Source organism: Paraburkholderia sp. D1E (genome assembly GCF_052682275.1).
This window is the reverse complement of record NZ_JBQYMB010000001.1, coordinates 2,727,862-2,741,858: the sequence shown is the minus strand read 5'-3', so window position 1 is coordinate 2,741,858 and position 13,997 is coordinate 2,727,862. Positions and strand designations below refer to the sequence as shown.

General features: G+C 62.8%; 11 protein-coding genes. 5 read left to right on the top strand and 6 right to left on the bottom strand.

All coding sequences use genetic code 11. The annotated features are described in order from the left end of the window. Nucleotides 1-297 precede the first annotated feature (297 nt). Nucleotides 298-1,074, bottom strand: coding sequence for a TetR/AcrR family transcriptional regulator (locus tag ACUN0E_RS12430; protein ID WP_445566756.1), 777 nt, complete (start codon nt 1,072-1,074; stop codon nt 298-300). A 111-nt stretch (nt 1,075-1,185) separates the two neighbouring features. On the opposite strand from ACUN0E_RS12430, the gene ACUN0E_RS12425 reads away from it, so the two are divergent. From ACUN0E_RS12425 to ACUN0E_RS12415, 3 genes are all read left to right on the top strand, one after another. Next, the gene (locus tag ACUN0E_RS12425; RefSeq protein ID WP_408520853.1) at nt 1,186-2,685 is read left to right on the top strand and encodes an MDR family MFS transporter; all 1,500 of its coding nucleotides are present in this window, start codon (nt 1,186-1,188) and stop codon (nt 2,683-2,685) included. A 429-nt stretch (nt 2,686-3,114) separates the two neighbouring features. Beyond that, complete coding sequence (locus ACUN0E_RS12420) at nt 3,115-4,140, top strand: hypothetical protein (protein ID WP_445566755.1); 1,026 nt, start codon at nt 3,115-3,117, stop codon at nt 4,138-4,140. Nucleotides 4,141-4,350: 210 nt separating this feature from the next. Further along, nucleotides 4,351-5,424: a TAXI family TRAP transporter solute-binding subunit gene (locus ACUN0E_RS12415; RefSeq protein ID WP_408509425.1), complete on the top strand. Its 1,074-nt coding sequence runs from the start codon at nt 4,351-4,353 to the stop codon at nt 5,422-5,424. A gap of 28 nt (nt 5,425-5,452) precedes the next feature. Here the strand turns inward: ACUN0E_RS12415 and ACUN0E_RS12410 are convergent, their stop codons facing one another. After that, on the bottom strand, nt 5,453-6,904 hold the full coding sequence (locus ACUN0E_RS12410; RefSeq protein ID WP_445566754.1) for an aminotransferase-like domain-containing protein: 1,452 nt from the start codon (nt 6,902-6,904) through the stop codon (nt 5,453-5,455). Nucleotides 6,905-7,020: 116 nt separating this feature from the next. Between ACUN0E_RS12410 and ACUN0E_RS12405 the strand changes: the two genes are divergently transcribed. Together ACUN0E_RS12405 and sapR are read left to right on the top strand one after the other, a co-directional pair. Then, on the top strand, nt 7,021-7,908 hold the full coding sequence (locus ACUN0E_RS12405; protein WP_445566753.1) for a DMT family transporter: 888 nt from the start codon (nt 7,021-7,023) through the stop codon (nt 7,906-7,908). A gap of 118 nt (nt 7,909-8,026) precedes the next feature. Further along, the gene (sapR, locus tag ACUN0E_RS12400) at nt 8,027-8,932 is read left to right on the top strand and encodes a sap1 transcriptional regulator SapR (protein WP_445566752.1); all 906 of its coding nucleotides are present in this window, start codon (nt 8,027-8,029) and stop codon (nt 8,930-8,932) included. A 149-nt stretch (nt 8,933-9,081) separates the two neighbouring features. Here the strand turns inward: sapR and ACUN0E_RS12395 are convergent, their stop codons facing one another. The 4 genes from ACUN0E_RS12395 to ACUN0E_RS12380 are packed head-to-tail and all read right to left on the bottom strand — an operon-like array spanning nt 9,082 to nt 13,761. Then, complete coding sequence (locus tag ACUN0E_RS12395) at nt 9,082-9,822, bottom strand: ABC transporter ATP-binding protein (RefSeq protein WP_074287770.1); 741 nt, start codon at nt 9,820-9,822, stop codon at nt 9,082-9,084. An 18-nt stretch (nt 9,823-9,840) separates the two neighbouring features. After that, entirely contained in the window at nt 9,841-10,683 is an 843-nt protein-coding gene (locus ACUN0E_RS12390) for an ABC transporter ATP-binding protein (protein WP_445566751.1), read from the bottom strand. A gap of 10 nt (nt 10,684-10,693) precedes the next feature. Further along, on the bottom strand, nt 10,694-12,517 hold the full coding sequence (locus tag ACUN0E_RS12385; protein ID WP_445566750.1) for an ABC transporter permease: 1,824 nt from the start codon (nt 12,515-12,517) through the stop codon (nt 10,694-10,696). A gap of 47 nt (nt 12,518-12,564) precedes the next feature. Then, nucleotides 12,565-13,761 carry an ABC transporter substrate-binding protein gene (locus tag ACUN0E_RS12380; RefSeq protein ID WP_445566749.1) on the bottom strand — a complete coding sequence of 399 codons (1,197 nt, stop codon included), beginning with the start codon at nt 13,759-13,761 and terminating at the stop codon, nt 12,565-12,567. Nucleotides 13,762-13,997: the final 236 nt, after the last annotated feature.

Below are 13,997 nucleotides of genomic sequence, written 5' to 3'. Positions count from 1 at the left end.
CAACGCGTGCGCACAGTAACGCGCCAAAATTGCACGCCAATGAAAAACCGGCCTCGACGCCAATGCCCCGGCAGACAGATGCCGACACCCGATTCGCCGTGGCAGCCGCTGCAAACCCGTGTGCATCGCCCTGCCAGCGCGGCGTCTTCCCTGACATCCCTGTTCTTTTGCGACGCCAACGCTGTTGCGTCTCTCGCGCGGCATTCGCATCCACCCCTCAGGTAGCATGTTGCGTGCCTCGGTGCTTTCGATCGGCGGGGGTGGCAGAAATGTAATCTTGAGTGAGTCAGTGGTGGGTCAGCCCGCTTTGCTGGGACCGATGCCCTGCACCAGCAAGGCCACCACGTGCCGGGCGATCTCCTCGCCGCCGATATTGCGCCGCACGGGATCGTTTCGCCACAGCTTCGAGGTGGCCAGCGGCAGAATTGTCAGGCCTAGCAGCGTGACGAACACCAGCGACGGCTCCAGCCCCGCATTCAGGCGCCCTTCCTTTTGCCAGCGTGCAATGGCTGACAGCGACGCCTTCTGATGCGCGTTGCCGAAGCGTTCATGCATACGCTGGCGCAGCAGACCACTGTCGCTAATCACTTCGCGCACCCACAGCGAGGGAAACCACGGGTTGTCGCTCGCCACCTGCACCAAACGCCGGGCGAGTTGGGTGATGGCTGCCACCGGATCGTCGGGATGTTCCTGAAACGGCACGCCGAGCGCCGCGCGTAGCGGACCGAAGCGCTCGTCGATCAGCACGTCGAGCAGTTGATCGCGCGTCCTGAAGTAGTAATGCATCATCGCCGGCGTGAAACCTGCCTCGCGGGCAATCTCCCCAAGCGTGGTATCGACGATGCCCTGCCGCGCGAACAAGGCAAGTGCCGCATCCAGCAGGCGGCTGCGCTGCTCCGGGCCGCGCGCCGAACCCGTAGGCCTGCCGGGGCGGCGTGCGGGGGCCGGCGTTGCAACGTCCGCAGAATCTCCCACGGCAGCTGACGCCGGCTTCGAAAGCTTTCGCGCCTTCACGGCGGCCGTGCTGCGCGGCGCGCGCTTCACTTCCTGTTCATCTGACGGAATCCTTGCCATTGCATTCAATTTGACGAGTGACGCGATGTCGCATATATTAATCCCTGAATTAATTAATTTCAACACCCTGGCGCCATGGACCAATCGACAACGACTCAACCCACCGGGCTAATGCAGCCAGACGCGCAGCCCGGCACGCAGGCAGCCGATCACCCGCCGATCCGCCTGCTGTTCCCGGCATTGCTGCTGGTCATGCTGCTCGCCGCGCTCGATCAGACGATCGTCTCGACCGCGCTGCCGACCATCGTAGGCGAACTTGGCGGGCTCAATAACCTGTCATGGGTGGTGACCGCGTATCTGCTCAGCTCGACCATCGTCGTGCCGCTGTACGGCAAATTCGGCGATCTGTTCGGCCGCAAGATCGTGCTGCAGACAGCGATCGTCGTGTTCCTCGTCGGCTCGGCGCTGTGCGGCGTCGCGCAAAACATGACCCAGTTGATCGTGCTGCGCGCGTTGCAAGGGCTCGGCGGCGGCGGTCTGCTAGTCGTGACAATGGCCGCTATCGCGGACGTGATTCCGCCAGCCGAACGCGGCCGCTATCAGGGTGTATTCGGCGGCGTGTTCGGTCTCGCAACGGTGGTCGGGCCGCTGCTCGGCGGGTTTCTCGTCGAGCACCTGTCATGGCGCTGGATTTTCTATATCAACCTGCCGCTCGGCATCATCTCGCTGGCCGTAATCGGTGCGGTCTTCAAACCGCACGTGCGGCATGTGAAGCACACCATCGACTACATGGGCGCCGCGTTTCTGGCCGGCGCCCTCACCTGCATCATCCTGTTCACGAGCCAGGGCGGCACGATTCTGCCGTGGTCGTCGCCGCAGTTGTGGTTCACGCTGGGGATGGGACTGGTGGCGATCTGGGGTTTCATCCATGAAGAACGTACTGCCGTCGAACCGATCATGCCGCTCGAGCTCTTCAAACAGCGCACGTTTTTGCTGAGCAGTCTGATCGGCTTCATCATCGGCGTATCGCTGTTCGGCTCGGTCACTTTCCTGCCGCTTTATTTGCAGGTGGTCAAAGGCTCGACACCTACGGAAGCCGGCATGCAGATGTTGCCGATGATGGGCGGCCTGTTCGTGATGTCGATGGTAACCGGCCGCCTGATCAGCAAGATCGGCAAGTACCGCATGTTCCCGATCGCCGGCACGTTCCTCGTGGCCGTGGCAATGGTGTTGCTCGCGCGCCTGCAGATCAGCACGCCAATTCATGTGATGTATATCGACATGGGCATTCTCGGCTGCGGTCTCGGTATGGTGATGCAGGTGCTGATTCTCGCCGTCCAGAATACGGTCGAATTCAAGCACATGGGCGTCGCCACTTCCGGCGCGACGCTATTCCGTTCGATTGGCGGCTCGATCGGCGTGGCCGCTTTTGGTGCGGTGTTTTCGAACGGCCTCGCCGCGCGCCTGGAAAAGCTGATTCCGCCCGACACCGAATTGCCGCACGCGCTCGGACCTGCTGCCATTCACCAGTTGCCTGAAGCGTTGCGTAGCGATTATCTGCAGGCGTTTGCCGGTGCGTTGCACCTGGTGTATCTATCGGCGGCCTGCGTGGTGGTGCTGGCCTTCGCACTCGCGTGGCTTCTGAAGGATCATCCGCTGCGCAAGCACTAATCCCGCATCACGTTTTCTATGAGCGTTTCCTGCAAACGCCTGATAACGAGGTCGAACGCCACGCGCTTCGACCTCGTTTCTTTTCATCGCCGCCATGCCGTTCTGCCGATTCCGCCATCGAATCATCACGTGCGCATCGTGACTACGCATGCGGTGTGAAAAAAACCATCCGTCTGTTCGTTCTGCCGACATATGCAGTGTTTCGTCGTACCTGCAAATGTGTTCTACCGCACATAAAGTAGGTAAGAACGTCGATTGACGTTCTCATCGAAACGCCACATATTGCAAGCAGCAGCACCGCAAGCGAGGACTTGCGCCTCAAGGCTCTCCAGTGCATGTGGATCGTGATTTCCGCGGACAATTACTCCTGCCTCAACACGATCTGGAGCATGCCGTAACGGCATTGTTTTCCACAGGTGGGTCCACAGTATGTCCACCCAGACAATACTCGGCCATAGTTTCCCGACGCCCTGCAAACGCTGTGGCGGTGCCCTGTACCGGCAAGTCGACTATTGCCCGTATTGCGGCGCGGTGCACCCGCTCGACGCCGGCCCACACAAGCGCGTTGTGATTCCCGGCAGCCGCGCCAGCGCCATGAGCAAGACGGCGCAGAAAAACGACGTCGATCCGGTACAGCCGGGCGAAACCGAGCTCGCCGCGCAGGTTGCGTTAACCGACGAAGCTTCCCGTGCCGGGACGCCAATACAAGCGCCGATACTCGCGTCTCCGGATGCACCCATTCCCCCGCTCGCCGATCTGCCACGTTCTGGCGGTCTCCACGCGCTCCCAGTGCGCCGCGTGTTGCTCGCGATCGTAGCCATTGGCGCAATCGGACTAGCCTATGTCGCCTATGAACTATTCAGCGACAACCACGAATCGCAGAACGGCAACACCGAACAGAACGCCGACAACGTTCAGGATGCCAGAACGGCGACCGGCACAATTGCGCTGTACGCACCGGCTCAATCGACGAACCAGACTGCCGCCGTTAAGCCTGTTGCCCCCACCAATTCTGCCAGGGCTGCGCCAGCGATGCAGACCGCGCCCATCGTGCCGCAGGTGGTCACAACACCTGTCAAACCTGCTGCGCCGCAGTTCCACGATGCCGCGCAAGCACTGCAGGCAGCACATATGGCCTTCCGCGCCAACGATCTATCCGCGGCACAAGCGGCGCTTGGCGCGGCGCAAACACTGCAACCAGGCAACACCGACGCGCAAAGTCTGCTGACCGAATTGAGGCCGCTCGCCGCGCATCGCGACGCCGCGCTGCAGGCAGCGCAAGTGTGTGTTTCGCAGCAGTCGTGGAACTGCGCGCGCCAGCACGCCAACGAAGCGCTCACGATCGACACCGGCAACGAGACCGCGAAGACAATCCTTGAACGCGTGATTCGCGAGACAGGTTGGGCGCCACTCAACCCGCATGCAGCGATAGACAACCCGGTTAGCAAAAAATAGTTTGGATACCGAATTTCATAGCCGCTTGTGCGACAGACGGCCTGATTCACGGCATGCCCGATCGCACTGGCGATCACGTGCCCTCTGAGCGGCAACAGACGGACAAGACGCACGCAACGCATTGAACATGAGACGGCAAGCCGGCTCACCGATGCTTTGCGCGCGCCGACGCAAGCAGCCGTTCAACCCTGACCGATAGGTAGATAGACCATGCTGAAGAAACTTCTGGCGGGATGGCTGGGGCTGACGCTGATGGTCATGTCTTCGTTTGCTTGCGCGGAGCCTGCGCACTACAAGATCGTCACTGGTCCGGAACGGGGCACCTATATTCAGTTCGGCCAGGATCTTTCGAAATGGGTCGCGCAGCCGGCGGGCATCGACCTGGAAGTAATGGCGTCGAAGGGTTCCGCTGAAAACGTGCAGCGCATGCGCTTCGAGCCGGGTGTGAAGCTCGCGCTGGTGCAATCCGACGTGTACCAGGCCTACATCGATATGGCCAACGCGGGCAATGCCGATGCAGGCACGGCGATCCGGCCGCTACGGCTCATCATGCCGCTCTACGACGAGGAAATTAACGTCGTGGTGCGCGCGGACTCGCCGATGAAAACCTTCGCCGACATCAAGGACAAGAGCATCAGCGTGGGTCTGATCGGCAGCGGCACGGCTCAGTCCGCCACGACCCTCTATCACCTGATGTTCGGACAGGCGATTCCCGAGCAGAACATCCAGCATCTGAGTAACGAAGACGCGCTGGCCGCGTTGATCGTCAAGAAGGTGGACGTTGCGATCATCGTGGTCGGGCAGCCGGCGAAACTGTTCAACGACATGAACCCAGAACTGTTGCAACAGATCCGCCCTCTGAGGGTCGATCCCAACGCACCCGAAACCGCCCGCGCGAAACAGACATATTTTCCCGCGACGCTCCGCGCGACCAGCTACCCGAACTGGTTGAAAGAAGACGTTCCCACGTTGACCGTGAAGGCCTTTCTCGTCACCTACGATTACGGCCTGCGCGATACCGTCGGCAATCTGAATCATTTTGCCGACTCACTGTGCGCCAACTTCGACAATCTGCAGGAGCACGGGCATCCGAAGTGGAAGCAGGTGAAACTCGAATTGCCGACGCTCGTGCACGGATGGAAATACTACGGCCCGGTGGAGAAACATTTGCGCGCGTGCCTCGCGAACAAGAGTGCGGCGATCAGCGCGACGGCGGCGCAAGCCGCGCAAAAACCGCGCTCCACCTGCACGGATCAGGAACGCCTGCTTTTGCTGTGCAAGTAAGCTTGCGCGCGCGGTGAGAAGCGCGCGCTCAGGCGTACTCCTTCGATGCGGCCGACACGTCCATTGCCCGTTGCAGCGCCTCATACACCTTCGGCCGGTTGCATTGCGACACGTTAAAGCGCAGGAAGCCGGTTGCCGATTGCGACGCACTGAACACATTGCCCGGCGCGAACACCACACTCTCGGCTAACGCGTGACGCGCGATATCGGCGGCATCGAGCGCATCTGGCAGGCGCGCCCACACAAAAATCCCGGCGCGTGGCCGCGTCCACACTTCAAGACCGGCATAGCCCAGCCGCCTGATCGTCTCGCCCATGGCGTCCGCGAGTTTCGCGCGCATCGATTCCAGATGCCGCCGGTACGTGCCGTCCACCAGCAGGCGATGCACCACGCTCGCCGCGAGTTGGCCATTGCCGAACGAGGTGGCCAGCTTCAGATCGACCAGCGGCTCGATCCATTCGCTGCGCGCCGCGATGTAGCCGCAGCGTACCGCCGCGGATAAGGTTTTCGAAAAGCTGCCGATCGAGACCACCCGCGCGAGACCGTCGAACGCCGCAAGACGCGGCGCGGGTTCGTCTTCGAAGTCGGCGAAGATATCGTCCTCGACAATCAGCAGATTGTGCTCGCCCGCCAGTTTCAGCAGCCGGTGCGCAATGGCCGGCGCAAGCGTGGCGCCGGTCGGATTGTGGATCGCGGAATTGGTCACGTAGAGCCGCGGGCGGTGCTCGATCAGCGCCCGCTCGAATGCCGCCAGATCGGGCCCGGACGGCGTATAAGGCACACCGACAATGCGGGCGCGATGCGCGCGCAGCAGCGCCTGAAAGTTGAAATAGCACGGATCGTCGATCAGAACCGTGTCGCCAGGTTCGAGCAGGAACCGGCAGACCAGATCGAGTGCGTGCGTGCCGCCGTCGGTCAGCACGATCTGCTCGGGCGGTGCTTCCACGCCGTGCTGGGCGAGCCGCCACGCGAGTTGCTGACGCAGCGCGGGCAGACCGCGCGGACTAGCGTATTCAGCAAGCGGCGCCTGCGGATCGCGCGCCACGGCACGCAACGCGCGGCGCACGCCGTCTTCCGGCAGCCATGAAGGCGGCATCCAGCCGCAGCCGGGTTTGAACACCTTCGCACCGGCCTCAAGCGACTGCCGTGTGAGCCATAACGGATCGACCTCGCGATCCAGCCGCGGCCCGAGATCGGCGAGCGCGAGCGGCGGCGCATGGCCGGACACGAAAAAGCCGGAACCGCGCCGCGCCACGATCACGCCTTCCGCGACCAGCCGGTCGTACGCTTCCACCACGGTCGACTTCGACACGCCGAGCGTCTCGGTCATCATGCGGATCGACGGCACGCGCGCGCCCGGCGTCAGTGAACGGCGCGCGATGCGTTCGCGCAAACTGTCCATTACCGTGCCGACACGCGTGCCGGTTTGCATGCCGGTTTGCATGCCTGGGGCCACCCGACTGCTATCGCTTTCCGCCATCTGTACTGCTCCATGTTCGGTACAGTTTGTACGAATTGTACTGATCCATAGCTTACCCTTTGCGGCCTGAAAGCGCATGCTGTGGGTTCCATTTTCAATGCGCATGGACTCTTTCGATGGACAAGACAACAAACGGCTGGGTGAGCGGCATGGTGGGTGTGTTGATTTTCAGCGGCTCGCTACCCGCCACGCGTATCGCCGTACAAGGTCTCGATCCGGTGTTTCTGACGGTGGCTCGCGCGACCATCGCGGGCACGCTGGGTCTGCTGCTTCTGCTCGTATTCCGCCAGGCGCGGCCCGCCAGGCGCGACCTCATCCCGCTGGTGGTGGTCGCGCTCGGCGTAGTGGTCGGCTTTCCGCTCCTGACCGCCCTCGCGCTGCGCCACGTCAACGCCGCGCACGCCGTGGTGTTCGTCGGACTCCTGCCGCTGGCCACCGCGATCTTCGGCGTGCTGCGCGGCGGCGAGCGCCCACAGCCGGCGTTCTGGCTGTTCTCGGCGCTCGGCAGCGGCGCGGTGGTCGCGTTCGCCTTGCGCCACGGCATCGACGCGTCGCCAGTCGGCGATGCGCTGATGCTGGCGGCGATTGTCGTCTGCGGCCTGGGTTATGCCGAAGGCGCGCGGCTGTCACGCCATCTCGGCGGCTGGCAGGTGATTTCGTGGGCGCTGGTGCTGTCGTTGCCGGTGATGCTGCCGCTCGCCTGGTGGACGCGGCCCGCATCGTTTGAAGGCGTGAGCCACGCCGCGCTGTGGGGGCTCGCGTACGTGTCGCTCTTCAGCATGCTGATCGGTTTCGTGTTCTGGTATCGCGGGTTGGCGCTCGGCGGCATCGCCGGTGTCGGGCAGTTGCAGTTGCTGCAGCCGTTCTTCGGCCTGCTGCTCGCCGGTTTGCTGCTGCACGAAGAGGTACCCCCCGCGATGATCCTGGTGACCGTCGTGGTGGTGGCGTGCGTGGCGGGCGCGCGACACTTTTCGCGAACGGCGCCGGCCCGGCCGGCAGCCTGACCAGGCCCTCGCCCGCACGGGCGCGCCCTGATTTTTAGGATCGTGCGGGGTCGGCTCGCGGTCGACTATGTCATCATCCTGGTGATCGACCCACCACCCGCTCCGCGCCGCAACTACGATGCCGACCGCTTTTGCACAAACCGTCGAAGCCCGCTTTGCCGAACTCACGCCCACCTCCAAGCGTGTCGCCAGCTACATGCTGGCGAATCTCGACCGGCTCGGCCTCGAAAACGCCGATCAGATCGCCCAGCAAGCCGGCACCAGCGGCATCTCGGTGGGCCGGTTCTTGCGCAGCATCGGCTACCAGAACCTCGATGACCTGAAGCGCGAACTGCGCGGCGCGCAGGAACGCCCGTGGCTGATCACCGACCGCCTCGACGCATTTCGCCGCGCCTCCGGCCAACACGACGAAGCCGCACCCACCGCAAGCGGACCCAACGCTTCCAGTTCCACCCCCAACCCGGCTCTCACCCACTCGCTCGAACTCGAAATCGGTGCGATCCAGCATGTCTACCAGCTTGCGCAATCGCCGGTGTTCGCCCGTGTGGCCGAACGCATCTCGAATGCTGACGCCGTCTATATCCTCGGCATTCAGTCCACGCGCGGCATCAGCAACGCGTTTTACAGCTACCTTGAATACATCCGCCCGCGCGTGTTCTATTCCGACGGCATGTCGGGCTCATATGTCGATTCGCTGAACTCCGAGTTCAAGTCACCGTATCTGATCATCACCGATACGCGCGCCTACTCGTCGGTTGCGCGCCGTTATTGCGAAGCCGCCACGCGCCGTGGCCTGCCCTTCGCGCTCGTCACCGATATTTACTGTCCTTGGGCGCGCGAATTCGACGGCGATCTTTTACAGGTGAAAACCGATGTCGGTCAGTTCTGGGATTCGCTGGCGCCGCTCACGTGCCTGTTCAACCTGCTGATGTCGGCGATTGTCGAACGGCTCGGCCCGGGCATCGACGAACGCGTTGCACGCAATCGCGAACTGCAAAGCGAATTCGATCAGTTCGACCTTTGACGCCGCTTTCGCGATCAGCCACGTGATTGGCGATCGGCTCACCGGAGTGCGCCACGCCACGCATGGCAAGCGCATGTTGCTACGCGGCGCAATGCACAGGTGATCCCGCATAAACCGCCCGCTGCGCCCGATATCGTGCGTTGATCGCGTCAGGAAGCTGTCGTCGCAGCCGCCTCGCCGCCAAGATAAGCGTCGCGGATCCGCTCATCGCCGAGCAGCGATTCTGCCGTGCCTTCGAGCACGACGCGCCCGGTCTGCAACACGTAGCCATAATGCGCGATCTCCAGCGCGAGGCTGGCGTTCTGCTCGACCATGAAGAACGTCACGCCTTGCCGGTTGATCGTGTCGATCAGCTCCAGCACTTTATCGACGTACAGCGGCGACAAACCCATGGTGGGTTCGTCCATGCAGATCAGTTTCGGCCGGCTCATCAGCGCACGCGCCATGGCCAGCATCTGCTGCTCGCCGCCGGAGAGCGTGCCGGCCTTTTGCGTCAGGCGCTCCTTCACGCGTGGGAAAAGGCCCAGCACGCGCTCGTAGTCTTCGTCGATGGAAACACGGTCGCGCCGCGTATAGGCGCCCATCAGCAGATTTTCACGCACCGTCATGTCGCCGAACAGCCTTCGCGCTTCAGGCACCGAACCGACGCCGCGCCGCACGATCTGCGGCGTGCTGAGGCCCGTGATCGCCTCGCCTTCGAACGTTATGCTGCCGGCACGCGGCTTGTGCAGACCGAGAATCAGCTTCATCGTGGTCGATTTGCCGCTCGCGTTACCGCCGAGCAAACTCACGATCTGGCCGCGCCGTACCTGGAAGTTGACATCGAAATGCACCTGGACGGGGCCGTAAAACGTTTCGATATGTTCGAGTTTCAGTAGAGCGTCACTCATTGTCGAGGTTCCAGAAGTTCAGGCCGCGACGCGCACGGTCGCCGCGCCGCCGACATTGCGATGACCCAGATACGCCTCGATCACACGCGGATCGTTGCGCACGTCACGCGGCAACCCTTCAGCAATTTTCCCGCCGTTGTCGAGCACGATCACGCGGTCCGATAGCCGCATCACCATGTCGAGCTTGTGTTCGATCAGCAGAATGGTCAGCCCGCGCGCTTTCAGTTGCTGAATCAGCACGAGCATTTCGGCGGTTTCGGACTCGTTCATGCCGGCCGTCGGCTCGTCGAGCAACAGGATGCGCGGATGCAAGGCGAGCGCGCGAGCAATCTCGACGCGCCGCCGGTTCGCATACGAAAGGCTATGCGCCGGATGATCGATGCGCGGCGTCAGGCGCTCGCCAAACCCCGCGATGATCTCGCGCACTTCGTCGCGCAACGCCGCGTCTTCACGGCGGATCGAAGCCGGCCCGATGAGCGCGCGCGCCACTTCGGCAATCGCGCCGACAATCGGCCAACCTGTGCGAGTGGTGCGCAAACGCGCGTGAGCACCGATCAACACGTTGTCGAGCACGCTCAGGTTGCCAAACACCCGGCCATGTTGAAACGTGCGCGCCAGCCCGAGCGCGGCGAGTTTTTCCGGCCGCACGCCGGTAATGTCGCGGCCGTCGAATTGCACACGGCCCGCGTCTGGCGTATCGAGCCCGGTGATCAGGTTGAACAGCGTCGACTTGCCCGCGCCGTTCGGCCCGATCACACTCACGAGTTCGCCTTCCGAGATCGAAAGATCGACCCCGTTCACCGCGGTCAGTCCGCCGAAGCGCCGCGTCACGCCGCGCACCTCGAGAAGAGTTTGTGTCATGTGCGCTCCGTCATACCGTGCCCAGCAAACCCTGCGGCCGGAATCGCACCAGCAGCAGCAACACCAGGCCGTAGATCAGCATCCGATAATCGGCGGCCCAGCGGAAAATCTCCGGTAAGCCGATCAGCGCCACCGCGCCGACGATGCCGCCCAGCACGTTGCCGAGGCCACCGAGAATCACCATCGTCAAGGCGAGGATGGACACTTGCGAGTCGAAGGTCTGGTTGTTGATGTAGCTATACAGATGCGCCGCGATCCCGCCGCTGATGCCGGCGGCCAGCCCACCGAACGCGAACGCGATCGCCTTGTAGCGGTTCGGGCGGATGCCGTGCGAGCGCGCAGCGACCTCGTCTTCGCGAATCGCGCGCAGCGTGCGGCCCAGATGCGAGCCCAGCAGCCGCGTTTGCAGCAACGCCAGCACGATCAGCACGCCCAGCGCAAACCAGTAGATCGCACGAGCACTGTCCGGCGTCCAGCCGAACACCGACAGCGGCGCAATGCCCGCGATGCCGAGCGGGCCACGCGTCAGGCTGTCCCAGTTGAGGATCACGAGGCTCACTACTTCGCCGATGCCGAGCGTCGCAATCGACACATAGTGCCCGCGCAAACGAAATGCCGGATAGACCAGCAGCGTGCCAAGTGCGGAGGTGATCAGACCGGCGCAAAAAATCGTCACGACCGGTGACCAGCCGAGATTCGTCGACAGTAACGCAGATGCGTACGCGCCGATCACCAGCAGCGCGGCATGGCCGAGCGAAATCTGTCCCACGGTGCCCGCCACCAGCGTCAGGCTCAACGCCAGCATTCCGTACAGCCAGGCATTGGTGAGTGTTTGCAGGAAATAGGACGAACTGGCTACGAACGGCAACGCAACCGCAGCCAGCGTCAGTGCAATCACCACAGCGCGCGGCACCTTCACCGCCTTGCCGGCGGACAGGAACGTACCGGTCATCGGCTCGGGCGGCAATCGGCGGCTGCCGCTAAAGAGTCCGTTGGGACGCCACACCAGAAACAGCAATAGCAGGACGAACGCGAACAGATCGCGGTAACTGGTGCCGAAGATCGCCACGCCATAGCTCTCGACCAGACCCAGCAGCAGGCTGCCGACAATCGCGCCCGGCACATTGCCCAGTCCGCCGATCAGCAACGCCACCACGCCCTTGAGCGTGGCCTGAAAGCCCATCGCCGGATCGATGCTGTTGTAGTACATGCCGACAAGCAAGCCGCTCACGCCGCCAAGCGCGCACGCGATCGCAAACACCGCCTGATTCACACCGTTGACGTTCACGCCCATCTGCTGCGCCGCGTCCCGGTCCTGCGCCGTTGCGCGTACCGCCCAACCGAGCCGCGTGAAACGCAAAAACACATAGAGCACGGCAGCAGCCGTCACGCCGATGCCGGCAATCAGCAGATCCAGCGAGCCGATCGTCGCGCCGCCAAGACGGAAGTGCCAATCGGGCAGCGTGCTCGGCACGGCTCGCGGATCGGCGCCGAATAGCAACTGCGCGCATTGATCGAGCACGAAGCTGATACCGATCGTCGCGAGCAACGGCGCGATGCGCGCCGCGCCCTGCAGCGGCCGCAAGCCGATACGCTCGATCGCGATGCCCAGCAGCCCGCAGCCGAGCACCACCGCCAGCAAGGCCAGCGGCAACGGCAAACCGAGCCGCGTCAGACACAACCAGCCGATGAAGCTGCCGATCATGTACACCGAGCCGTGCGCGAAGTTGATCAGATGCGACACGCCGAAGATCAGCGCGAGGCCGACCGCCAGCAATGCATAGATATTGCCGACGATCAGTCCGTTGATCGTGTAGTCGAGCCATGAGGCCATAGCAATCAGATCCGGTGAGAAGCAGACACGTGAGCGTTGCCTAAGCGTTATTTCGAAGCGACCAGTGGCTTGGAACCGTCCCATTGTGTGAACCGGTTGTCCTTGACGACCAGGTACACGCTGCGCGCGCCGGCCACGCGGCGCGTCTGCGGATCGAACTGCACCTTGCCGAAGATCAGGCTCGGCACATCCTTGATCTGCTTCAGACCGTCATGCACGGCCTGACGGGTCACGCCGTAGCGGCGCATGACCTCCGCCGAGACGATCATCGCGTCGTAAGCACGCGCGGCGAACGTATCGGGCTCGCCGCTGTACTTCGCGCGATAACGTTGCACGAAGTCCTGCACTTCAGGCCGCTTGTCGCCGGGGAAGAAATTCGATTCAGTGAACACGCCGTTCACGGCCTCGCCACCCAGCTCGAGAAACTTCGGCGAATAGATTGAGCCCACTGCCGCAATCGGTTGCGTCAATCCTGACGAGCGCGCCTGGCGCACGATCTGCGCGCCGTCCGCGTAGTACGAGATCAGCACGAGCGAGTCGGGTTTCGCTTCGTTCACGCGCACCAGCGTCGCGCGGAAGTCTTTCTCCGTCGGCTGATAGCCTTCCGCCGCGACGACCTGCGCGCCATCCTGCGCGGCGGCTTTCGAGAAAATGTCCTTGCTGGTGCGGCCCCAGTCGGTATTCAGATAAAGCACGGCAATGCGCTTGAAGCCGAGTTCTTTCGCCGCGTAATGCGCGAGCAGCGGTTGTTCTTCGGCCTGGCTGAGCGCCGTGCTCCACATGTAGTCGCCGCCCTTGGTGAAATCAGGGTGCGAATTGGTGAAGCCGAATTGCACGAGTTGTCCGCGCTGATAAATCGGCGAGGCCGCCATTGAGGTCGTGCTCGACAGGTCACCCAACTCCAGCAGAATGCGCGGATCGCCGACGAACTTCTGCGCGATCGACACGGCCTGGCGTGGATCACCACGGCTGTCCTCGAAGTCGTAGGCAAGCGGACGGCCCTTGATGCCGCCCTGGCTGTTGATCTGCTCCAACGCGAGATCGAAGCCGCGCTTCCACTGCGTGCCGTATTGCGCGTCCTGTCCGGTAAGCGGCCCACTCACGCCGATCAGATACGGCTCGCCCGCCGCGGCGCCGGCATAGGCCGGCGAGGTTGCTGCGATGCCCACCACGGCGGCGAGCACCGGCACCGTTTTTAGCCAGCGTGACCAGCTGGTCCGCGATGATTTCGATACGTGCTTCATGTTTGCCCCGACTCTCATCTTCAAAGTGGGGCCATGTAACCACGGTGAATTCCGGCGAACCAACGAAGTTTTGGGAATATGGTTATCACGTTGGAGCGCATGCCTCTGCTTGCGCAAGACGAAGCCATGCGCCCATGTTCACCCTCATCCGCAAACACGCTGAAGCATCTCATTGATGCAATTGATTTTTTTCTCTTTCGAAACGCACCGCATGGAACAGAACCTGAGACGCCACG